The following is a 22,547-nucleotide window of genomic DNA, read 5'->3' as shown; positions in this document are numbered from 1 at the left end:
CCCTGGTCAAAAAAAAACCGGACAGCCTTTTGTGTCCGGTTTTTCTTTATCTTAACGAGGATAAAAAGGTTTATTCCGCCTTTTCGATCATCGCCTTCGCCGTGGCAATAGCCGCTTCACGACTTTCTAACACGCGTTCTACCGTATCGACAATCGCCTGAGTTTGCGGATCGATCTCGATATTAATTTTGTCACCGAGACGCTTAGCGCCTAATGTCGTTCGCTGTAGCGTTTCAGGAATTAAATGCACGCAGAAACGGGTACGGGTCACTTCACCGATGGTCAGACTAATACCGTCGATGCCGATATAACCTTTATGTAATACATATTTCATCAAATCTTCATGTGGCATTCTGAACCAGATTTGACGGTTATTTTCGGAAGTCAGAATTTTGGCGACTTCCGCGGTGCAAATAATATGGCCCGACATTAAATGGCCGCCGATCTCATCATTAAACCGCGCAGCGCGTTCCAGATTGACCTGATCGCCGACGTTTAAATCGCCGAGATTAGTCAGACGGAGCGTTTCTTTCATCAGGTCAAAGCTGACCAGATCGCCCTGCACTTCCGTTACCGTCAGGCAACAGCCATTGTGCGATACAGAAGCGCCGAGCTGGAGGTTATCCAGCATATCTTCTGGCATGCGAACAATATGGGTACGGAAATTCGGTTTTTCGTCAATCGACACTACCGTTCCGGTTCCCTGAACAATTCCGGTAAACATAGCCCTTTCCTCAATGCTGAATTCTGTTGTATTAAGACAACGCTGACGCCAGTTTGCCGCAGATTTAATTGAAAGCCAAATCTGCACGGCACAAATAGCACTGCCTGATTGGATATCATTATTTAACCGACCATTAACAGCATCGTTTGCTTAAAAAAAAGGAAGCGGTACAATCTTCGGGCTATTCTCTTGTCTTTAATGCCACCTGACGTGGCGTTTTTTCATCCAATATAATCAAAAATAAAGGTGTATGTGTGCAGAAGTACCTTGCAGAAGCGCGGGTCTTATTAGCGCTTGCCATCCCGGTTATCCTTGCGCAAATAGCCCAGACCTCCATGGGCGTGGTGGACACAATCATGGCAGGTTCCGTCAGTGCAACGGACATGGCCGCCGTCGCCGTCGGGACCTCCATCTGGTTACCGGCTATTTTATTCGGACACGGTTTATTACTGTCGCTGACGCCGACGATTGCCCATCTCAATGGCGCAGGCCGACGGGATAAAATCGGTCATCAGGTACAACAAGGGTTCTGGCTGGCCTCGGGTGTTTCCGTGCTGATCATCGCCTTGCTGTATCACTGCGATCAGATTATCGGCCTGATGCATAACATCGATCCGGAACTGAAAGAAAAAGCCGTCGGCTATTTACGCGCCATTATGTGGGGCGCACCGGGCTATTTATTTTTCCAGGTCCTGCGCGATCAGTGTGAAGGATTGTCGAAAACAAAGCCGGGCATGGTCTTTGGTTTCATCGGCCTGCTGGTGAACATTCCGGTTAACTACATTTTCATCTACGGTAAGTTCGGTGCCCCCGCGCTTGGCGGCGTCGGGTGTGGTGTTGCAACGGGTACGGTGTATTGGGTTATGTTCTTTATGATGCGCTTTTACGTGCGCCGTAATTACACGATGCGCGATATCGTCCCCGCAACACGCTTCGCCAAACCCGACTGGCCAACGTTACGCCGCCTGACTCAGCTCGGCATGCCGATTGCGCTGGCGCTGTTCTTTGAAGTGACACTGTTTGCCATCGTCGCTCTGCTGGTTTCTCCACTGGGGATTGTGGCAGTGGCCAGCCACCAGATCGCGCTGAACGTGGGCTCGCTGATGTTTGTCGTCCCACTGTCGCTCGGCGTGGCCGCGACGATCCGCGTTGGTTCGCAATTGGGGAAATCCTCGGTCGACGGCGCCAAAGTGGCTGCATATACCAGTATCTTCACCGGAATTATCATGGCCTGCTGTACGGCCTCGACAGCGATTCTCTTTCGTGAACATATTGCCGCACTCTATAACGACAGCCCTGAAGTCGTGATGCTGGCTTCCCATCTGCTGATATTCGCGGCCTTGTTCCAGATTTCAGATGCCATTCAGGTCATCGGCAGCGGCATTCTGCGCGGCTATAAAGATACGCGTTCTATCTTCTATATTACGTTTGTCGCCTACTGGGTGCTGGGATTGCCGGTCGGATACATGCTCGGGCTGACGGATTTCCTTGTTCCGAGGATGGGGCCGAGCGGGTTCTGGTGCGGCTTTATTCTCGGGCTGACGTTTGCCGCCGTGATGATGACGTTCCGTATGCGCTGGTTACAGAAGCAACCTTCATTCACGATTTTGCAAAAAGCTGGCCGATAGGTTTACCGGTCACGCACGATGAATTATTCACCGGTGCGTGGCCTTTTCTCCCTCCCTGATGGCCGTTATGCCTAAAAAAACAACGCAATGCGCATAAGCTCGTCAGTCGCGCACAATATGTAAGAAAAATGTCTTTTTTCCCTTGCCAGCCTTCAGAGACGTCGTTAATATTCGTCCCCGTCGCCAACACTGGCTGACAAGAAAGAAAACGATGCGTCCGTAGCTCAGTTGGTTAGAGCACCACCTTGACATGGTGGGGGTCGGTGGTTCGAGTCCACTCGGACGCACCAATTTCTTAGCTGTACCGTTGCATGATGTGCGTCCGTAGCTCAGTTGGTTAGAGCACCACCTTGACATGGTGGGGGTCGGTGGTTCGAGTCCACTCGGACGCACCAGCAACTCTTATTACTCTCTCGCCTTTACCTCTGCAGTACTTTCCTGATTCAAACACCTTCATTTCCACAGAACCTTTACCCCTGATCTTCCCAACGGTATATCGACAGACTCCTTGCGCCCATTGGTCTTCTTGTCGGCTTATTTCGTCTTTGTAGCATTTTCGAAAGTCACGTAACGAAACTGTTATGCCTGTGATTTCCCCGCTGCCCGCTTTGGATATTTGCGCAACAACGCTCAGTCATCTGCCCTAAGCTTGCGCATTATCACGTTTTTTATTTGGTTTCCCACCTCGTTCCCCTCTATAATACGCATCGTCTCTTCGATTGAATGGTTTCAGCCCCTTGATCTGTCGATATCGCACTTATATAAGCGTGACCACTCCCGTAGCGATCTTAAATCGCACTAATCGCTATGCTTTGGCTGAACTAACTACACCATTCCTTTCACAGTCTTCTACGCTTAGTAATGATTTGATCAACCAGGCAAGACTTCAATTCCGCGCGGGCAGCCATGCTGTCAGGCAAACACGTTTCCAATCCATCACAACTTGTAGATAAAATCGTCATGAAAAAGACCAAAATTGTTTGTACCATCGGACCGAAAACTGAATCCGAAGAAATGCTGACCAAACTGCTTGATGCAGGCATGAATGTAATGCGTTTGAACTTCTCTCACGGTGATTACGAAGAGCACGGTCAACGCATTAAGAACATCCGCAACGTGATGGCCGCGACTGGCCACAAAGCAGCTATCCTGTTGGACACCAAAGGTCCTGAAATCCGTACCATGAAACTGGAAGGCGGCAAAGATGCTGCACTGGTTGCGGGCCAGACCTACACTTTCACCACCGACCAGAGCGTAATTGGTAACACTGAACGCGTTGCTGTGACCTACGCTGGCTTTGCTGCCGACCTGAAAATCGGTAACACCATTCTGGTGGACGATGGCCTGATCGGTATGGAAGTGACTAACGTCACCGAAACCGAAGTGACCTGTAAAGTTCTGAACAACGGTGATCTGGGCGAAAACAAAGGCGTTAACCTGCCAGGTGTTTCTATCGCACTGCCAGCACTGGCTGAGAAAGACAAACGCGACCTGATCTTCGGTTGTGAGCAAGGCGTTGACTTCGTTGCTGCCTCTTTCATCCGTAAACGTTCTGACGTTCTGGAAATCCGCGAACACCTGAAAAACCACGGTGGCGAGCACATCCAGATCATCTCCAAAATTGAAAACCAGGAAGGCCTGAACAACTTCGACGAAATCCTTGAAGCTTCAGACGGCATCATGGTTGCCCGTGGTGACCTCGGCGTTGAAATCCCGGTTGAAGAAGTTATCTTTGCGCAGAAGATGATGATCGAAAAATGTAACCGTGCACGCAAAGTGGTTATCACCGCAACGCAAATGCTCGATTCCATGATCAAAAACCCACGCCCTACTCGCGCAGAAGCGGGTGACGTTGCTAACGCCATCATCGACGGTACTGATGCCGTGATGCTGTCTGGCGAAAGTGCTAAAGGTAAATACCCGCTGGAAGCTGTGACCATCATGGCGACCATTTGCGCCCGTACAGACCGCGTTATGCAGAGCCGCATCGATGGTCAGAACGACAACCGCAAACTGCGCATTACTGAAGCCGTCTGCCGTGGCGCAGTAGAAACTGCCGAAAAACTGGATGCTCCGTTGATCGTTGTTGCAACCAGCGGTGGTAAATCTGCTAAAGCTGTGCGTAAATACTTCCCGCACGCGACTATCCTGGCGCTGACCACTAACGAAATCACTGCACGTCAGTTAATCCTGACCAAAGGCGTTGTGACTCAACTGGTGAAAGAAATTGCCTCTACTGATGATTTCTATCGCATTGGTAAAGAAGCGGCGATTGAAAGCGGTTTAGCGCAGAAAGGTGATATTGTAGTGATGGTTTCTGGCGCGCTGGTTCAAAGCGGCACGACCAATACTTCTTCGGTGCACGTTGTTTAATTAAAAATGTGACCCAGAGCATGAATAAACGCTGCCTACCGTGGCGTTTATTTTTTCGAAAAGCCTCTTTTTTCTTAAAAAGTGCAGAAAATAGAATGCATGAAATTGGGATAAGTCCCATGGAATACAGCTGTTTTCCCTGCAATTTTTAACTTTTTCGTAAAAAAAGATGCTTCTTTGAGCGAACGATCAAAATATAGCGTTTACCGACAAAAAATTATTCTCATTAGAAAATAGTTTGTGTAATACTTGTAACGCTACATGGAGATTAACTTAATCTAGAGGGTTTTATAATGAATCGCACTAAACTGGTACTGGGCGCTGTAATCCTGGCTTCAACTATGCTGGCTGGTTGTTCAAGCAACGCTAAAATCGATCAACTGTCTTCAGACGTTTCTACTCTGAACTCTAAAGTTGACCAACTGAGCAACGACGTGAACGCAATGCGTTCTGACGTTCAGGCAGCTAAAGACGACGCAGCACGCGCTAACCAACGTCTTGACAACCAAGCTCACGCTTACAAGAAGTAATATTTACTTCTCTAGTTCAATGGCGCACTCAGTGCGCCATTTTTTTTACCTGTAATTTCCCCCGCAGTTATGTCATTGCTCCTCGCCTCTCTCTCATTTGTTTCTGAATAACACTTTTGTGTTACTCATCTCCTCTAAAAGCACCCTCCGCCTCCCGCCAGGGCTTTGGACATAAAAAAGGAGCCATGATGGCTCCTTTGACAAAAAACGCTTCTGAATGGTTTCAGTACCCTTTACTGCGTACTTGCTGTATCCACTGCAGGTTGTGTGGCCGCTGCGGTCTGCGGTTCGTTGACAGCCGGGGCCGTTCCCGTCGCTTTATCACCGACGCTTACTACCACAGGCATGCCTGAACGCCGTTTAATGGCTTCTTTCACCATCTCAGCATTCGTGTCGTCATGCTTGATGAATTTCTTCATCGCTGCAGTCAGCGCAATCGGTTTGGTCTGCGGATCGTCTTTTTCGGTGTGTGAGAGTGGCTGATGTACTTCGATATAGCGTTTACCGTCAGGTTCGATGTCATATTTGATCGGCTGATTGACGATTTGTACACGAGTCCCTTTAGGCACGGTGTTAAAAAGCGCCTCAATATCATCAGGGCGCAGACGGATACAACCGGAACTCACGCGCATCCCGATACCAAAGTTAGCGTTTGTCCCGTGGATCAGGTACTGCCCTGTCCCTGCTGACAAACGCATCGCAAACAGCCCCATCGGGTTCTCCGGCCCCGCTGGCACCATGCCAGGCAGCTTAATACCGTCTTTCAGGTAGGCTTTACGGATATTGGCGGTAGGCGTCCAGGTCGGATTAGGGATTTTCTGGCTGACCGATGTGATCATCTCTGGGGTGTTACGACCCAACTGGCCAATACCAATCGGATAGACGACGACTTTATCTTCGCCTTTCGGATAGTAGTACAGACGCAATTCCGCGAGGTTGACCACAATACCTTCACGCTTGGTGTCAGGTAACAGCATTTGCGAAGGGATGGTCAGCACCGTGCCGGGTTTCGGCAAATAAGGATCGGTGCCCGGATTGGCTTCCAGCATAGCGATCAGGCCAATTTGATATTTGGCGGCAACGGCTTCAAGCGGCTGGCCGTCGTTTGGCACCACATAAGTCGTGTTTTCGCCAATCAGGCGGCTATTATCCGGCGGCAGAGGATATTCTGCTGCACTTGCGGTCAGGGAGTGCGTTGCCATCATTGTGCCAACTAACATTGCCAGAAGGGGTAATGCGCGTCTCATACTCAGTCCTTTTTTGGCCTGCACTCAGACAATCTGAGTCCAGACAATTATCTTGTCTGTCAATACTAGCAGCGCAGAATTTCAGAGCAATCAAACCGCAGAAAATCAGAAAGTTACCTTATCGTTAGGCAGGCATTAAACGTGGCAAAATCGAATTTTAAACAGATGAAAAATCAGGAGTAAAACGGAATGAAGCGAGGGGAAGAACAAAAAAGGCTTTGCTCATTAGCAGACGATTCCTAATGAGCAAAGCGGTCAGTCAGGTGTTAAGCAAGCGCCGCGGCATTCGCGCGGATAGACCGGATCATTGCTTCCAGCCCCTGAGAGCGTGAAGGTGTCAGATGCTGGCTGAGTTCCAGTTCGGTGAAGAACGGACGCACATCCAGCGCTACCACATCACGCGGCGTCAGCCCCTGATAGAGACTGAACACGATAGCTACCAAACCTTTTACAATGGCCGCATCGCTGTCACCTCCGAAAGTCAGTGCACCGGTGTCATCCGTGCGCATGACAATCCACACCTGACTCTGGCAACCGGAAATCAGGTTTTTATCCTGACGATATTCCTCCGGCAGAGCCGGTAACTGGCCGCCGAGTTCAATGACATACAGATACTTTTCTTCCCAGTTTGGGCAACGGGAAAAATTTCTGACTAACTTATTTTTATCTGGCAAAGCCATAACAACATCCTGAGCGGGGTTGCCGGGCTTAACCCAACAACCGGTGAATACGTTGCAGTCCTGCGACCAGACGGTCGACTTCTTCGTGGGTATTGTACATCGCAAGCGACGCGCGGCACATAGCCGGAACACCGTAGAAAGACATTAACGGCATCGCACAGTGGTGACCGGTACGGATGGCAATACCGTATTGATCGAGGAAACTGCCCACATCGTAAGCATGATGTTTCCCCAGATTGAACGCAATAACGCCTGAACGGCTGGCAGGACCGTAAATATGAATATCCGGTACCTTCGCCATTTGTTCCAGCGCATAAGCCATCAGTTCATTTTCGTAGGCATGGATATTTTCCAGACCCAGCTCAGTCACATACTCCATGGCTGCGCCCAGTCCCATGATGCCACCGGTATTTGGCGTACCGGCTTCAAAACGCCAGGGGGCTGCCGCGAAGGTGGTACCTTCGGTCAGACTGACGTGTTTGATCATAGAACCGCCGCCTTCCCACGGTGGCATCTGATCAAGCAATTCTTTACGACCGTACAGAATACCGATGCCGGTTGGCCCGTAAAGTTTATGCCCTGACCAGACATAAAAATCACAGCCCAACGCCTGAACGTCCACGGCGTAATGCATCACAGCCTGCGCGCCATCTACCAGTACGGTCAGACCGGCGGCTTTAGCCTGAGGAATGATTTTTTCCAGCGGATTCACGGTACCCAGTACGTTCGAAACATGCGCCAGCGTCAGCAATTTCGTACGCGGGGTGATCAGCGCGTCGAGCTGTGCGAGATCAAGCTCACCCTCCGGCGTCAAATGCCAGACGTCGATATGGAGATTGCGCTCTTTCGCCAGCATCTGCCAGGGCACGATATTCGCGTGGTGTTCCATTTCGGTCAGAATAATTCGATCGCCCGGCTGCAACAGTACACGGCCATAAGTATTGGCGACGAGGTTAATGGCCTCCGTGGAACCTTTGACGAAAACAATTTCTTCCGCAGAAGCCGCATTCATAAAATGAGCGGCCTGAGTGCGGACGTTTTCCATCTGCTCTGTCGCTTCTGCGCTCATGGTGTGAATGCCGCGGTGAACCGCAGCATAACCTTGTTCGAAGAAAGACATTTCACGTTGAATAACCTGACGCGGTTTCTGTGCGCTGGCTGCGCTGTCAAGATAAGCCAGCGGCTGGCGGTTAACTTCACGGCTCAGCACAGGGAAATCGCTACGTACTCTTTCCAGTGGAAAAGTCATTACTTACCTCGATTGAGTCGACCCGCAATACGGGCAATCACGACGTCACGCAGGGTTTCATTCTCGATGGCTTCCGTCAGTTCAGCAGCAAATGCAAAGATGATCATTTGCTGTGCATCCTGACCGCTAATACCACGGGTACGCAGATAGAAAAGCTGTTCATCGTCGATACGACCGACAGTCGCACCGTGGCTGCATTTCACATCGTCGGCATAAATCTCCAGCTGAGGTTTAGTATCGACCTCAGTATGCTTGCCCAGCAACAAGTTGTTGTTGGTCATCTTGCCGTCGGTTTTCAGTGCGTGCTTCGCCACTTTGATCATGCCGTTGAAGATGGCTTTCGCGCGATCGTTGACGATCACTTTGTGCAACTGGTTGCTGTTGCAATAACCTTTATTGTGTTCCAGATACGTACGGGTATCAGCAATCTCAGTATCAACCGGCAGAACCAGGCTGTTCATGTTGAGATTGGTGTTCTCGCCGTTAAGCTGCGCACTGGTGTTATTACGGGTCAAACCCGCGCCCAGCAGGAAACTGTGGCTGGCGACACGTGCATCACGACCAATAACCAAATCATTATGCGAGAAGTGGAAGCTCGCCTGGCTTTCAAATGCCAGCTTGTAATGCGTGAAATCAGCATTGTCGCCCACGTTTACCGTCATACGCGCACCGGTAAAGTGGCCGTGATCGTTAAGACTCAGGTAATGCTCAATCACTTCAGCGTTAGCGCCGCTTTCGATCGCCATATGATAGCGATGATGGACGGTATTCATTTCACGTGACTGATCACGACCGCTGCTGATGTGTAACAGATACAGCGGTTTCTCAGCCTGTTTACCCGCAGGTAAACGCACAGATAGTGGATCCTGCGCCAGACTTTCAGTCAGATGCAAAAACACTTCAGACTGAATCGGATCAGGCAGCGTTTGCTGCGCCGCCGGGTTCAGTTTTTGGATCTCAAACGCGCCCGTTTCAGTATCACTCAGGCTCGCATCGAAGCGGCCATCGACGAATACCAGACGGTAGCAATCCAAAGGCAATGCCAGCGATTTCACGGTTTCAGCCGTTACCGCCTGCTGCTGAGGAGCAAAAAACTGATTGCCCAACAGGGATGAGACCGGCGTATATTTCCAGTCTTCCAGTTTGGCATGCGGAAAACCGAGGCGCAGCACTTGTTGCCAGTGTGCATGTGCGTGAGCAGATTGTTCACCACCGCGGCCTTCAAAAAGACGGTAAAGCTGCTGCATGGCATGTGAACTGCCCGCCGCAGGTACATTACTCTTCGTCGGTAAGCCAGCCATAACCCTGCTCCTCTAACTGTTTAACCAGGCTGAAATCGCCAGATTTTACAATACGTCCCTGATACAGCACGTGCACATAATCAGGCTTGATGTAGTCGAGGATGCGTTGGTAGTGGGTGACAATCACGAATGAACGTTGGCCATCGCGCAGCGCATTAACGCCGTTAGACACAATCTTCAGCGCATCGATGTCCAGACCGGAGTCGGTTTCATCAAGAATGCACAGGCTTGGCTCAAGCGCTGCCATTTGCAGAATATCGTTACGCTTTTTTTCACCGCCGGAGAAACCGACGTTGACGGAACGGGTCAGCAGATCCGCAGGCATTTTCAGCATGGCAATCTTCTCTTCAATGAAATCCGCGAAGTCAAAGCGGTCCATCGGCGGCAGATTACGGTATTTACGCACTGCGTTAACTGAAGTTTGGAGGAAGAAATGGTTGGTCACACCCGGGATTTCTACCGGGTATTGGAACGCCATGAACACACCTTCACCCGCGCGGTCTTCCGGCGCAAGATCCAGCAAATCTTTACCATTGAACATTACGGAACCCTCGGTCACTTCGTAATCTTCACGGCCAGCCAGCGTCGCGGAGAGTGTACTTTTACCTGAGCCGTTCGGGCCCATGATGGCGTGTACTTCTCCCGGTTTGATCTCCAGATCAAGTCCCTTAAGAATTTCCTTTTCTTCGACACGGACCTTCAAATTCTTGATGCTTAACATACGTATCCTTGAGTTTGCGCCTGCGCGCTCATAATTCTGATTATGCTTTGACTGTGCTGAACTCAAACCTGTTCGTCGCCGCGTCACACCACGTAGCAACGACAGGAAAAGACGCCGGAATTACCCGACGCTGTGTTCAAGGCTGATCGCCAGCAGTTTCTGTGCTTCGACAGCAAACTCCAGCGGCAGCTCGGAAAAGACATCTTTACAGAAACCGTTAACAATCATGGAAATCGCGTCATCTTCGCTGATACCACGTTGCAGGCAATAGAATAGCTGGTCATCACCGATTTTAGACGTCGTGGCTTCATGCTCCAGTTGCGCGGTGTTATTGCGCACTTCGACATACGGGAAGGTATGCGCGGCGCTGTCCGGACCGATCAGCATGGAGTCACACTGGGTAAAGTTACGGGCATTTTCAGCACCCGGCAGAATCTTCACCAGACCACGATAGCTATTCTGGCTGTGACCTGCGGAGATACCCTTAGAGATGATCGTCGATTTGGTATTTTTACCAATGTGAATCATCTTGGTCCCGGTGTCTGCCTGCTGCTTGCCACTGGTCAGCGCAACGGAGAAGAATTCGCCAATCGAGTTATCGCCTTTAAGGATAACGCTTGGGTATTTCCAGGTGATCGCAGAGCCAGTTTCAGACTGCGTCCAGGACATCTTCGACCCTGCGCCTTCGCACAATGCACGTTTGGTCACGAAGTTGAGGATCCCGCCGCTGCTGTCTTTGCTGCCGGAGAACCAGTTCTGCACGGTGGAGTATTTCACTTCAGCGTCTTTATGCAGAATGACTTCGACGACGGCGGCGTGCAGCTGATAGGTATCACGCACCGGTGCTGAACAACCTTCGATGTAGCTGACGTAGCTACCTTCGTCGGCAATCAGGATAGTACGTTCGAACTGACCGGTTTTGGCCGCGTTGATACGAAAATAGGTCGACAGCTCCATCGGACAGCGCACGCCTTTTGGAACGTAAACAAAGGTGCCGTCGGAGGCGACCGCAGCGTTCAGCGCAGCAAAGAAGTTATCCTGCGCGGGCACAACGGTACCGAGGTATTTGCGAACCAGATCCGGATATTCGTGAATGGCTTCGCCGAATGAGCAGAAAATGACGCCGGATTCCGCCAGCTTCTCACGGTACGTCGTGGAAACAGAAACGGAGTCGAAAATTGCATCGACGGCCACTTCTTTCCCTTCACGTACCGGAACACCCAACTGCTCAAAGGCTTTTTCCACTTCGCTGGTCAGGTAATTTTTACCATCAAGCGCCGGAATGCCGTGAGAATCTGCGGGTGGCTGTTGCGTAGCACCTGGCTGAGAACCACAGGTATCATCACAGCTGCCACAAGATGGCGCGGAATAATAGCTATAATCCTGATAATCGAGAGGCGTGTAATACGCTTTCAACCAGTGCGGCTCTTCCATTTTCAGCCAAGCATGATAAGCCTGCAGACGGAACTCCAGCATCCACTCAGGTTCGTTGCGTTTCGCGGAGATCGCGCGAACCACATCTTCGTTGATGCCTGATGCTAGTTCATCGGTTGCCAGCTGGGTAAAGAACCCTTCTTTATAATTCGTTCCCTCGCCGACCCAAGACTGCACATCGTCTGGAATTTCTACGTTGCTTCGTGACATGTTGGTTACATCGCTTTGTTTACAATAATCTTAAAAACGGCCGGTGCTTACAGGCCGAAACTTTCGCCACACCCGCAGGCATGCTGAGCTTTAGGATTATTGAATTTAAATATCTGATTCAGCCCTTCGCGGACGAAATCCACCTCGGTTCCGTCGATGAAAGGCATCGCCTTCAGCGGAACAAACAGCAAAGCGCCGTCATGCTCAAACACCAGGTCATCGCTGGCCGGTTGTTTGGTTAAATCCAGAACGTAGCCAAAGCCAGCGCAGCCCGATTGTTTCACCGAGAGCTGAAGACCTTTGACTTCTGGATCCTGGGTCATCAGGGTTTTCACCTGTTTCGCCGCAGCATCAGTCAGGATCACGCCTTGCCAAACGTTGTCGTCTAAAGAGAACGAGCCGACAGTTTCAGTTTGCATCTGTCTTACCTCATAGTTTTACGGTCATAGACAAGACCTATTGTCTCTATTCTAGTGATAACATTTATCACTTCAACCTCTTGTTTTAAGAGGGTATAGCGATGACCCACGAGGAACGCCACTCAATGTGCATCGGCTTTGGGTCTGGTTGCCAGCGGGTCTTGAACACCGCAACCATCAACTGATTGAATAAGTTGTCAATTTTTTGTTAAAAAACGCAAAATTAACCTTATAAAGATCATGGTTTAATAGCTTTCATTAGGTCTATTATAAAACATTCATCGGAAATGCCTATTTATGAATTCACCCTAAACGCAATAATAAGGCTCTTTTTGTTTACTCATTTTCGCGGAAAAATGAAAAAACCGATGAAAACGTTGATCCGGTTATTTTTTGACAATATGATGTTCGTTCTTTGATAATGATTATCATTAAGATAAACCGGAATACTGAGAATGGCTCAATCGGTAAATGCGTGGTTGCAGAGTAAGATCGACGAATACAAATCCAGTGTCCGCGATGCCACCGTGGATTTCTATATGGCGGATGCCGCCTTACGCCGCCCTGACGCACACCTCTGCCAGCTAAAACGCCTCAACAGCATTTGTCTGGACATGGCCAATTTATGCCTGCAAAACGGGGATGATCACAGTTATCTGCATGCGTTATGCAAACTGCATAACCGCCTGATACTGGAAATAAACAGTGTCGGTCGTTGCGAACTCTTCCGTGTTCAGAGCTACCATTTTGCGCGGCATACGCTCAAACTCATTTGTCAGTATTATGCCATGATGGGCATCTGGGAAAAAGCGACAGCCTTCCAAACAGACTTTGCCAAACGCGTCCCCTATCATCTTTGATTGCGTTTCAATGCGTTAGCTGATGAATACTGCGAATAAAAAAGGCGGACAACTTTTCAGCCTGTCCGCCCCTTCTGTTTTCTACCTGCCTGACTCATTCACTCAGATCATCTATCGATAACCATCGTTGTCAGTCTGGATACACAGCAAAGCCCGCCCTGCTGATCGAAAATTTCAATCTGCCAGACCTGGCTGCGACGACCGGCGCGTAATGCACGGCATACCCCACGGACATGCCCTTCCCGCGCTGACTTCATGTGGCTGGCATTGATTTCCACGCCAACCACCGTCTGTGTACCTTCGCTGCACAGATATCCCGCCATTGAGCCCATGGTTTCAGCCAGTACAACGGATGCCCCACCGTGCAACAAACCGAAAGGCTGAGTCGTACGTTCATCCACCGGCATTGTAGCTTCAAGAAAATCCTCGCCCAGCTGGGTGAACACAATTCCTACGTGCCCGACCATGCATCCCTGACTACCTGCATTGAGCGCATCAAGGGTGGTGGTTCTTTTCCAAAATGACATCGTGCTTCCTTATGTATCAGGGAATGATTTCCAGTAAAGCCTGCAAAGGATGTCGGACTCCGTTGCCTTCAATACGTTTGACCTGACTGCGGCAGGAGTAGCCGGTCGCCAGGCAGCGCTGACGCGGCAGACGCTGTAAGGACGTGTGCCATGAGAGCTCGTAAATTCCCAGCGAGTTTTGCAGGTTTTTGGTTTCGTGACCGTAAGTTCCGGCCATTCCACAGCAGCCCACGCCGACATTTTCAAGCTTAGCGCCGTAGCGGGCAAAAATATCCCCCCACTGCTTACCGCTGGTTGGCAACGCCGTGCTTTCAGTGCAGTGTCCGAACAGATACCAGGGCTCACCGCTCTGCTGTTGTGGTGGACGTTCTGCCAGCCACGTATCTAACCATTCGTGTACCAACTGAACCTGGAACGAACCGCGGGCATCCCCGAGAATTTCCTTATATTCATCGCGATAACACAGCACCAGCGCCGGATCGACTCCCACCAGTGGCATGCCTAACTGAGCTACACGGTTAAGGAACTGAGAAGTTTTCTTAGCGGTTTTTGCAAAGCGTTGCAGGAAGCCTTTAATGTGCTGCGCTTTACCGTTCGGTGAGAACGGCAGCAGTACGGGTTTCAGACCCAGTTTTTCGATAAGCCGGATGAAATCAGCCACGACCTGCGCATCGTAAAAACTGGTAAACGGATCCTGCACCACCAGAACATATTCACCGCGCTGCGCCGGAGATATTTTCTCCAGCTGTTCGAGCGTCATCGTGCTGGCACGATGCCCCAGCAGTTGCTCACGGAGCGTCGGTGTAGACAGCAAAGGCAGGTCTACCATGCCGATGCTTTTACGGCTCATTTCCCGCACCCATGGCTGTTTCAGGAAGAAGTTAAACAGCTTCGGTGCTTTGGCCATCAGCGGCGCATAACTCTCAACGCTCGCGACGACATGGTCGCGCGCCGGGCGCAGATAACGGGTGTGATAAAGCTGAAGGAAACGCGAGCGGAAGCCGGGTACGTCAATCTTAATCGGGCACTGGGTGGAACAGGCTTTGCAGGCCAGACAACCTGACATCGCCTCTTTCACTTCATGGGAAAAATCATATTCACCTTTGTTGGCGTGCCAGGTATTACGCGTGCGGTCGATGAGAGTGCGGAAACTCAGCCCTTTCTCCGGCAAGGCATTTTCCAACGCCAGCGGATCAACACCCTGCTCAGATAGCAAACGCAGCCATTCACGGACTAATCCTGCCCGTCCTTTTGGAGAATGAATACGGCTACCGGTGATTTTCATCGACGGACACATCGGGCTTTTCACATCAAAGTTGAAGCAAAGACCGTTACCGTTACATTCCATTGCACCACGGAACGACTGACGTACTTCCAGCGGAATGCGGCGATCCAGCGTGCCACGTTTTGCCGCATCGACTTTCATCATCGGCTCATCGCAATCAAGTGGCGCGCAAATTTTACCTGGATTCAAACGGTTATCCGGGTCAAACGCCGTTTTAATCCGGCGAAGCTCATGGAACAATTCCTCACCGAAAAATGCCGGACTGTATTCTGCCCGGAAACCTTTGCCGTGCTCGCCCCACAGCAGGCCGCCATATTTCGCGGTCAGTGCAACGACTTCATCTGAAATTTGCTTTAGCAGCATTTCCTGCTGCGGATCACACATATCGAGCGCCGGACGTACATGCAGTACGCCGGCATCGACGTGCCCGAACATGCCATAACTCAGATTATGACTGTCCAGCAGCGCGCGAAATTCAACGATATAGTCAGCCAGATGCTGCGGCGGCACGCAGGTATCTTCCGCAAACGGCAGGGGTTTGGCCTGCCCTTTCGCATTGCCCAGTAGTCCGACCGCTTTCTTACGCATATTATAAATGCGCTCAATACCGGCAAGATCGGCACAAATCTGATAACCAATCACGCCGCCTTCCTGGTCACTCATCAGTCCGTCGAGGCGTTCACAGAGTGCGCTGACCTGAGCTTCAATCAGATCCGCGTCGTCACCGGCGAACTCAACGATGTTAAGCCCCTGCATGTCTTTGCCATCGACGTCTTTGATATATTCGCGAACGCTGTGCCAGACGATATCTTCGCGCGCCAGATTCAGCACTTTGGAATCCACGGTTTCTACCGACAGCGCTTTGGCTTCGACCATTACCGGCGCATTGCGCAGTGCGGAATTAAAGGAGTCGTATTTAATGTTGACCAGACGGCGCACTTTCGGGATTGGCGTGATATTCAGACGCGCTTCAGTAATAAAGGCCAGTGAACCTTCCGAGCCGGTGAGGATACGGGTCAGATTGAAGGTTTGCAGATCATCACTTAAAACGTGGCGTAAATCGTAGCCGGTAAGGAAGCGATTGAGTTTCGGGAATTTTTCGATCACCAGCGCGCGGTTATCACGGCAACTGTCGAGCACAGTGCGATAGATGCGGCCGATAACAGAATCCTCTTCGCCGAGTTTATCGGCCAGCGCCGCGGGTATTGCCGTGGTGTCGAGCATGTCGCCACCGAGCACAATGGCGCGCACACCCAGCACGTGGTCTGAGGTTTTGCCATAGACCAGCGAACCCTGACCGGACGCATCGGTATTGATCATTCCGCCAAGCGTTGCGCGGTTACTGGTAGACAGCTCCGGCGAGAAGAAATAACCCAGCGGGCGCAAATAATCGTTGAGCTGGTCTTTAATCACACCGGCCTCGACCCTAACCCAACCTTGTTCAGTATTAATATCGAGAATTCGGTTCATATGACGGGACATATCAACCACAATCCCGCGATTCAATGACTGACCGTTAGTGCCGGTGCCCCCGCCGCGCGGCGTGAAGACCAACGTTTTAAAACGTTCCTGCCCTGCCAGGCGTGCTATCAGGGCAACGTCAGAGGTTGCCAGTGGAAACAGAACCGCATCCGGTAAGAGCTGATAAACGCTGTTGTCAGTTGCCATCGTCAGACGGTCGGCATATGTGGTGGTGAGATCACCGGTAAATCCGTCGTTTTTTAAGGCTTCCAAAAAATCGAGCACCAGCTGGATAACACCCGGCGCCTGAGAAATCTGTGGGATCATTGAATTATGACTCTGTCTTTGTTGTATGCCTGGCAAGCGCTAAGCGATTTGCCGGATCTGCGGGGCAGATCCACCCTGTTCTTTACCCAGATTAAAAACTAACATACTTCTTTTTTAAGCGCTCCGTCTGGTTAACCATTGTTGCATTTGTTTCATGACGTGCCGCAAAACGCACGTTTAGCAACAACGTGTTGCAACTAAATTTGCTGCACGCTATCCAAAACCAACCGAATGTTCCATGCTTATGCATGGCACCGGCCGGAGCGCTGTGTCGCTAATTTTTTGGAGGCTCAAGGCTGATGCCTCTTCGTTTATCCTTTTGAGAAACATGAATGAATCTCCCAATTAAACGTTATGACTTACCGCAAATTATGTTTGGGGTGCTGTTTATTGCGCTGATGACTATCGCCAGTATCTGGATAGTGCAGCCCTTTATTTTGGGCTTTGCCTGGGCGGGCATGGTGGTCATTGCCACCTGGCCGCTGATGATCAAACTACAGCGCATTATGTGGGGACGACGCTTCCTTGCCGTCATCGTTATGACGCTGTTACTGATCTTGCTCTTCGTATTGCCCATCGCTTTACTGGTCAGCAGCGCAATCGAAAATGGCGCGCCGCTGGTGGCTCTTGCAGGAAATCCATCAACCTTACACATGCCGGATTTCCACTGGCTGAACTCGATTCCGCTGGTCGGCCACAAGCTCTATTCCGGCTGGCATGCGCTGATCAACGGTGGCGGAAATGTTCTGATGACTAAGGTTCAGCCTTACGTCGGGCAAACGGCATCGTGGTTCCTGACACAGGCTGGGCATCTGGGTCGCTTTATCGTCCACTGTTCGCTGATGCTGTTATTCAGCGCCTTGCTGTACAGCCGTGGTGAGCAGGTTGCGATGGGGATACGTCACTTCGCCGTTCGTCTGGCCGCTGAACGTGGTGATGCGGCGGTGATCCTTGCCGGTCAGGCGATTCGCGCCGTGGCTCTGGGTGTGGTCGTGACAGCCATTGTGCAATCGGTTCTCGGCGGCATCGGGTTGGCCATTGCCGGCATCCCTTATGCCACCGTATTGACCGTGGTGATGTTCGTTTGCTGCGTGGCACAAATTGGCCCATTGCTGGTGCTTATCCCGGCCATTATCTGGCTGTACTGGTCCGGTGATAACACCTGGGGCACCGTACTGCTGGTATGGAGTTGCGTGGTTGGTTCTCTTGATAATGTGCTGCGACCAGTGCTTATCCGCATGGGTGCTGATTTACCCATGCTGCTTATCCTCTCCGGCGTTATCGGTGGGCTGTTTGCTTTCGGAATGATAGGTCTGTTTATCGGCCCGGTCGTCCTCGCTGTGTCTTACCGCCTGATTTCACTGTGGGTGCACGAAGCGCCGGAGCCTGAATCAGACCCGGTAGAAGCGCTAAAAGCTCTCGAAGATTAATCATTCAGTCCCTTTATAAACGCCCGGTGTACTCTCAGACAAATAAAAGAGAAGACACCGGGCGTTATTATTCCTTTTAAATTTCTGCCCCGCCGCTCGTCTCGTAAAAAATTCAAGAGTTATTCAGGTGAGAATAAAACCTATTAGGAGGATTCTTACAGACTAAATACCTTGAGAAACCTAGTATTATTAACAGTTCGGATTTCAACCCACTGATATATATACACGCTTTCCCCTGAAGCATGTATACCCCCAAATTGCTGTGTGTAGTCTTTGCCTGTCTTCGAGACGGGCTTTTTTTTATCTAAAATTTCCCCTCTGTGTAATTCTAATCCCAACAGTACGTCTCGCATTTTATGCCATAAAAAAAACCATCGTTTTTACACGATGGCTTTCAGAATATTTAAATTATGGCGTTAAGATTTTATTTTTCTGCCAGTGCAAGCCAGGTTTGCACCACTGTATCCGGGTTCAGGGACAAGCTGTCTATCCCTTCATCCATCAGCCATTGGGCGAAGTCCTGATGATCGGACGGACCCTGGCCGCAAATACCGACGTATTTACCCTGTTTCTTGGCGGCCTTGATCGCCATCGACAGAAGGGATTTCACGGCTTCGTTGCGCTCGTCAAAGAGTTCAGACACCACGCCTGAGTCACGATCGAGACCGAGCGCCAGTTGCGTCATGTCGTTTGAACCGATAGAGAATCCGTCAAAGTGCTCAAGGAATTGATCCGCCAGCAGCGCATTGGATGGGATCTCACACATCATGATTACCTTAAGGCCGTTCTCGCCGCGTTTCAGCCCCTGACGTGCCAGTTCGGCCACCACAGCTTCCGCCTGTGCCACAGTACGCACGAACGGGATCATGACTTCAACATTGGTCAGATCCATGTCATTACGGACCCGTTTCATCGCCTCACATTCCAGCGCAAAGCAATCGCGGAAGCTGTCAGAGACGTAACGTCCCGCACCACGGAAACCGAGCATAGGGTTTTCTTCATGCGGTTCATACTTCTCGCCACCGACCAGATTGGCATACTCATTGGATTTAAAATCTGACAATCGCACAATGACGCGTTTAGGCCAAAAAGCTGCACCCAGTGTCGCAATCCCTTCAGTCAGGCGCGCGACATAGTATTCGCGCGGGCTGTCGTAACCCTGAATCAATTTGCTGATTTCGGCCTTCAACTCAGGTGTTTGCTGGTCAAACTCCAGCAACGCTTTAGGATGCACACCAATCATGCGGTTAATGATGAACTCCAGACGCGCCAGCCCGACACCTTCATTAGGCAAACAGGCGAAATCAAAGGCGCGATCGGGATTACCGATATTCATCATGATTTTCAGTGGCAATTTTGGCAGTTCATTGACTTCAGAACTTTGCACCGTAAAGTCCAGTTCATCCTGATAGACGTAACCGGTATCCCCTTCAGAGCAAGACACAGTGACTTTTTGGTTTTCCTTGAGTTTTTCGGTTGCATCGCCGCAGCCCACCACCGCCGGGATCCCCAGTTCGCGGGCAATAATCGCGGCGTGACAGGTACGTCCACCACGGTTTGTCACAATCGCCGATGCTTTTTTCATGATCGGTTCCCAGTCCGGATCGGTCATGTCAGTCACCAGCACATCTCCGGCTTTAACGTGATGCATTTCGCTGATGTCATGAATGATTTTGACCGGCCCGGCACCGATGCGATGACCAATTGCACGGCCTTCCACCAGAACTTGGCTGCTGCCGTTGAGCTGGTAGCGCTCCATGACCTGACCGTTTGAACGAACGGTCTCTGGCCGCGCCTGCACGATGTACAACTTACCGTTATGACCGTCCTTCGCCCATTCGATATCCATCGGGCGACCGTAGTGTTTTTCGATAAGCAATGCCTGACGCGCCAGTGCCTGAATTTCGTCATCGGTCAGCGAGAATTGCGTGCTGAGTTCTGCGGGTACATCTTCAATCTGTACCTGTTTGCCATGTTCCTGACTCGGCGCGTACACCATACGGATTTTCTTGGAACCCATAGTGCGGCGCACGATCGCCGGTTTGTTTTTGGCAAGCGTCGGTTTGTGCACGTAGAACTCATCCGGGTTTACTGCGCCCTGCACAACCATTTCGCCCAGACCGTAGGCTGAGGTGATAAAGACCACCTGATCAAAACCGGATTCGGTATCAATGGTGAACATCACCCCCGCGGCCGCAAGATCGGAACGCACCATGCGCTGGACACCGGCCGAGAGTGCCACGCCGCGATGGTCATAGCCCTGATGCACACGATAGGAAATCGCACGGTCATTGAATAAAGAGGCATACACATGTTTCACGGCAATCAGTACCGCATCAAAGCCCTGTACGTTCAGGAAAGTTTCCTGCTGCCCGGCGAAGGATGCATCGGGCATATCTTCGGCAGTGGCAGAAGAACGCACGGCAAAGGAAGCGTCAGGTTCGCCTTCCGAAAGCTGCTGATACGCCTCGCGGATTGACACTTCCAGTTCAGGCTGGAAAGGCGTCTCGATGATCCACTGCCGAATTTGCGCCCCCGCCTGCGTCAGTTGAGCGATATCATCGACGTCGGTTTTATCCAGCAACTCATGAATGCGATGGTTAACACCACTTTGATCAAGAAAATCATTAAACGCCTGAGAAGTGGTGGCAAAACCGTTAGGGACAGAAACCCCTAACTCAGACAAATTAGTGATCATTTCCCCGAGGGATGCGTTCTTGCCCCCGACTTTATCAACGTCGTTCATACCCAGTTGGTTGTACCAGATAACATTGCGTAAATCGGGATCGAGATGAGCCATGAAACAATCCTTTCTTAATATTCAGTAGGAGAGCAGAGAGTCGTAATTCAGTCACAGTCAAATGACTTAATGTCCTTTAACTGCATGTCCTTTCAAACACGCGGTCATTTCGAGACTAGCATATTGATCCATAAGAGCAGGACAGGTGAATCGTTCCAGCAAATCAAACTATTTTTGTTTAGGAAAATTCCAGAGTGTCTTTAGGCTTTCTTCCTGTAAAAAACCTATAACCCCTTATGAATCAGCGATGAATAACCGGACATTTCGTTATGTACACTACGCTACCAGAGAAGCTGACGCGCTGCTGAAGCAAATCAAAAAGGTGCGGGATAACGCGAAAAAATTAAAATCCCATTTCATTTATTACAGTCATTTTGCGCAGTATCTCGCAGCAATGAATTTAAGAATGCCCATCCGATGAAATAGCCTTTTTATTTAGTGAAATTCTGGTTATTACTAAACAGGTTCCCGGAAGGGATAAGGCAAACAGAAAGAAATCAGGAGCGGTTTGTGGACAGATGTGTGTTTTACGTTTCCGATGGCACGGCAATTACGGCGGAAGTTTTAGGCCATGCCGTGTTGTCACAATTTCCGGTGAATGCGACTACCTATTCCCTGCCCTTTGTAGAAAGTGAAGCACGGGCGAAAACGGTCGTTCAGCAGATCAATGACATATTTGAAAAATCCGGCGATCGCCCTTTGGTGTTCTATTCCATCGTTTCGCCCGATATTCGCAACATCATCAAAGCCAGCGAAGGGTTTTGTCAGGACATTGTTCAGTCGCTGGTCGCACCGCTGCAAAATGAGCTCGGCGTAGAACCGACGCCCATTGCCAACCGTACACACGGACTGACCGCCAGCAATATCACCAAATACGATGCCCGTATCGCCGCCATTGATTACACGCTGGCGCATGACGATGGCATTTCGCTGCGTAATCTCGATCAGGCGCAAGTCATTTTGCTCGGCGTTTCCCGCTGCGGGAAAACACCGACCAGCCTTTATCTGGCGCTACAGTTTGGTATCCGCGCGGCAAACTACCCTTTCACTGCCGATGATATGGATAACATCCAGCTGCCAGCCGCATTGAAACCTCATATGCACAAGCTATTCGGACTGACGATTGACCCCGAACGCCTGACGGCGATCCGCCAGGAGCGTGTAGAAAATAGCCGTTATGCCTCACTGCGCCAGTGTCGGATGGAAGTCTCTGAAGTGGAGGCACTTTTCCGCAAAAATCAGATCCGCTATCTCAACAGCACAAATTATTCCGTGGAAGAGATTGCCGCAAAGATTATGGACAGTTTCGGCATGAGCCGGCGCATGTTCTGACCCTTTTGC

Annotated in this window: 17 protein-coding genes and 2 tRNA genes; 8 read left to right on the top strand and 11 right to left on the bottom strand. The window is 50.6% G+C overall.

Annotation, left to right across the window (positions count from 1 at the left end; genetic code table 11):
• Window positions 1–70: 70 nt before the first annotated feature.
• A complete protein-coding gene (locus I2123_RS10455; RefSeq protein ID WP_112168480.1) occupies window positions 71–724 on the bottom strand; it encodes a riboflavin synthase subunit alpha in 654 nt (217 codons plus the stop codon).
• Window positions 725–978: 254 nt separating this feature from the next.
• Here I2123_RS10455 and I2123_RS10450 point away from each other — a divergent pair, with 254 nt between their 5' ends.
• From I2123_RS10450 to I2123_RS10430, 5 genes are all read left to right on the top strand, one after another.
• Window positions 979–2,352, top strand: a complete 1,374-nt coding sequence (locus I2123_RS10450) for an MATE family efflux transporter (protein WP_213052380.1) — start codon at window positions 979–981, stop codon at window positions 2,350–2,352.
• Window positions 2,353–2,565: 213 nt separating this feature from the next.
• Window positions 2,566–2,642: transfer RNA gene (locus I2123_RS10445), tRNA-Val, on the top strand.
• A 28-nt stretch (window positions 2,643–2,670) separates the two neighbouring features.
• A tRNA-Val gene (locus I2123_RS10440) sits at window positions 2,671–2,747 on the top strand.
• Between the two features lie 565 nt (window positions 2,748–3,312).
• Window positions 3,313–4,725 carry a pyruvate kinase PykF gene (gene pykF, locus I2123_RS10435; RefSeq protein ID WP_112168611.1) on the top strand — a complete coding sequence of 471 codons (1,413 nt, stop codon included), beginning with the start codon at window positions 3,313–3,315 and terminating at the stop codon, window positions 4,723–4,725.
• A 293-nt stretch (window positions 4,726–5,018) separates the two neighbouring features.
• On the top strand, window positions 5,019–5,255 hold the full coding sequence (locus tag I2123_RS10430; RefSeq protein WP_056773575.1) for a major outer membrane lipoprotein: 237 nt from the start codon (window positions 5,019–5,021) through the stop codon (window positions 5,253–5,255).
• Between the two features lie 233 nt (window positions 5,256–5,488).
• Here the strand turns inward: I2123_RS10430 and I2123_RS10425 are convergent, their stop codons facing one another.
• The 7 genes from I2123_RS10425 to sufA form a co-directional block, all read right to left on the bottom strand.
• Window positions 5,489–6,502, bottom strand: coding sequence for a L,D-transpeptidase family protein (locus I2123_RS10425; RefSeq protein WP_213052379.1), 1,014 nt, complete (start codon window positions 6,500–6,502; stop codon window positions 5,489–5,491).
• A 266-nt stretch (window positions 6,503–6,768) separates the two neighbouring features.
• Window positions 6,769–7,182 carry a cysteine desulfuration protein SufE gene (gene sufE / locus I2123_RS10420; RefSeq protein ID WP_213052378.1) on the bottom strand — a complete coding sequence of 138 codons (414 nt, stop codon included), beginning with the start codon at window positions 7,180–7,182 and terminating at the stop codon, window positions 6,769–6,771.
• 28 nt (window positions 7,183–7,210) lie between these two features.
• Window positions 7,211–8,431, bottom strand: a complete 1,221-nt coding sequence (sufS, locus tag I2123_RS10415; protein ID WP_112168607.1) for a cysteine desulfurase SufS — start codon at window positions 8,429–8,431, stop codon at window positions 7,211–7,213.
• On the bottom strand, window positions 8,431–9,732 hold the full coding sequence (gene sufD, locus I2123_RS10410; protein WP_213052377.1) for a Fe-S cluster assembly protein SufD: 1,302 nt from the start codon (window positions 9,730–9,732) through the stop codon (window positions 8,431–8,433). Before sufD ends, sufS begins: the two co-directional genes overlap by 1 nt.
• Window positions 9,707–10,453 (bottom strand): Fe-S cluster assembly ATPase SufC, encoded by a 747-nt coding sequence (gene sufC / locus I2123_RS10405; protein WP_213052376.1) that lies wholly within the window; start codon window positions 10,451–10,453, stop codon window positions 9,707–9,709. Before sufC ends, sufD begins: the two co-directional genes overlap by 26 nt.
• A gap of 120 nt (window positions 10,454–10,573) precedes the next feature.
• Window positions 10,574–12,097, bottom strand: a complete 1,524-nt coding sequence (sufB, locus tag I2123_RS10400) for a Fe-S cluster assembly protein SufB (RefSeq protein WP_112168604.1) — start codon at window positions 12,095–12,097, stop codon at window positions 10,574–10,576.
• Window positions 12,098–12,144: 47 nt separating this feature from the next.
• Window positions 12,145–12,516: a Fe-S cluster assembly scaffold SufA gene (gene sufA / locus I2123_RS10395; RefSeq protein ID WP_112168603.1), complete on the bottom strand. Its 372-nt coding sequence runs from the start codon at window positions 12,514–12,516 to the stop codon at window positions 12,145–12,147.
• A gap of 455 nt (window positions 12,517–12,971) precedes the next feature.
• Here sufA and I2123_RS10390 point away from each other — a divergent pair, with 455 nt between their 5' ends.
• Complete coding sequence (locus I2123_RS10390) at window positions 12,972–13,376, top strand: hypothetical protein (protein ID WP_213052375.1); 405 nt, start codon at window positions 12,972–12,974, stop codon at window positions 13,374–13,376.
• A 107-nt stretch (window positions 13,377–13,483) separates the two neighbouring features.
• Here I2123_RS10390 and I2123_RS10385 read toward each other — a convergent pair whose 3' ends face one another.
• On the bottom strand, window positions 13,484–13,903 hold the full coding sequence (locus I2123_RS10385) for a hotdog fold thioesterase (RefSeq protein WP_112168601.1): 420 nt from the start codon (window positions 13,901–13,903) through the stop codon (window positions 13,484–13,486).
• A 16-nt stretch (window positions 13,904–13,919) separates the two neighbouring features.
• A complete protein-coding gene (ydiJ, locus tag I2123_RS10380) occupies window positions 13,920–16,976 on the bottom strand; it encodes a D-2-hydroxyglutarate dehydrogenase YdiJ (protein WP_213052374.1) in 3,057 nt (1,018 codons plus the stop codon).
• A 332-nt stretch (window positions 16,977–17,308) separates the two neighbouring features.
• Here ydiJ and ydiK point away from each other — a divergent pair, with 332 nt between their 5' ends.
• A complete protein-coding gene (ydiK, locus tag I2123_RS10375; protein ID WP_112168600.1) occupies window positions 17,309–18,406 on the top strand; it encodes an AI-2E family transporter YdiK in 1,098 nt (365 codons plus the stop codon).
• 424 nt (window positions 18,407–18,830) lie between these two features.
• Here ydiK and ppsA read toward each other — a convergent pair whose 3' ends face one another.
• A complete protein-coding gene (gene ppsA / locus I2123_RS10370; RefSeq protein WP_213052373.1) occupies window positions 18,831–21,206 on the bottom strand; it encodes a phosphoenolpyruvate synthase in 2,376 nt (791 codons plus the stop codon).
• Between the two features lie 510 nt (window positions 21,207–21,716).
• On the opposite strand from ppsA, the gene ppsR reads away from it, so the two are divergent.
• Window positions 21,717–22,538: a posphoenolpyruvate synthetase regulatory kinase/phosphorylase PpsR gene (gene ppsR / locus I2123_RS10365; protein ID WP_213052372.1), complete on the top strand. Its 822-nt coding sequence runs from the start codon at window positions 21,717–21,719 to the stop codon at window positions 22,536–22,538.
• Window positions 22,539–22,547 lie beyond the last annotated feature (9 nt).

Source organism: Rahnella inusitata (assembly GCF_018288855.1).
Taxonomy (GTDB): domain Bacteria; phylum Pseudomonadota; class Gammaproteobacteria; order Enterobacterales; family Enterobacteriaceae; genus Rahnella; species Rahnella inusitata.
This window is presented reverse-complemented; position numbering and strand designations above follow the sequence as displayed.

What these genes read in the sequence shown, in the direction of transcription:
- I2123_RS10455 (WP_112168480.1), bottom strand. Translation starts at nt 724, where the DNA reads ATGTTTACCGGAATTGTTCAGGGAACCGGAACGGTAGTGTCGATTGAC.
- pykF (WP_112168611.1), top strand. Translation starts at nt 3,313, where the DNA reads ATGAAAAAGACCAAAATTGTTTGTACCATCGGACCGAAAACTGAATCC.
- I2123_RS10430 (WP_056773575.1), top strand. Translation starts at nt 5,019, where the DNA reads ATGAATCGCACTAAACTGGTACTGGGCGCTGTAATCCTGGCTTCAACT.
- I2123_RS10425 (WP_213052379.1), bottom strand. Translation starts at nt 6,502, where the DNA reads ATGAGACGCGCATTACCCCTTCTGGCAATGTTAGTTGGCACAATGATG.
- sufE (WP_213052378.1), bottom strand. Translation starts at nt 7,182, where the DNA reads ATGGCTTTGCCAGATAAAAATAAGTTAGTCAGAAATTTTTCCCGTTGC.
- sufS (WP_112168607.1), bottom strand. Translation starts at nt 8,431, where the DNA reads ATGACTTTTCCACTGGAAAGAGTACGTAGCGATTTCCCTGTGCTGAGC.
- sufD (WP_213052377.1), bottom strand. Translation starts at nt 9,732, where the DNA reads ATGGCTGGCTTACCGACGAAGAGTAATGTACCTGCGGCGGGCAGTTCA.
- sufC (WP_213052376.1), bottom strand. Translation starts at nt 10,453, where the DNA reads ATGTTAAGCATCAAGAATTTGAAGGTCCGTGTCGAAGAAAAGGAAATT.
- sufB (WP_112168604.1), bottom strand. Translation starts at nt 12,097, where the DNA reads ATGTCACGAAGCAACGTAGAAATTCCAGACGATGTGCAGTCTTGGGTC.
- sufA (WP_112168603.1), bottom strand. Translation starts at nt 12,516, where the DNA reads ATGCAAACTGAAACTGTCGGCTCGTTCTCTTTAGACGACAACGTTTGG.
- I2123_RS10390 (WP_213052375.1), top strand. Translation starts at nt 12,972, where the DNA reads ATGGCTCAATCGGTAAATGCGTGGTTGCAGAGTAAGATCGACGAATAC.
- I2123_RS10385 (WP_112168601.1), bottom strand. Translation starts at nt 13,903, where the DNA reads ATGTCATTTTGGAAAAGAACCACCACCCTTGATGCGCTCAATGCAGGT.
- ydiJ (WP_213052374.1), bottom strand. Translation starts at nt 16,976, where the DNA reads ATGATCCCACAGATTTCTCAGGCGCCGGGTGTTATCCAGCTGGTGCTC.
- ydiK (WP_112168600.1), top strand. Translation starts at nt 17,309, where the DNA reads ATGAATCTCCCAATTAAACGTTATGACTTACCGCAAATTATGTTTGGG.
- ppsA (WP_213052373.1), bottom strand. Translation starts at nt 21,206, where the DNA reads ATGGCTCATCTCGATCCCGATTTACGCAATGTTATCTGGTACAACCAA.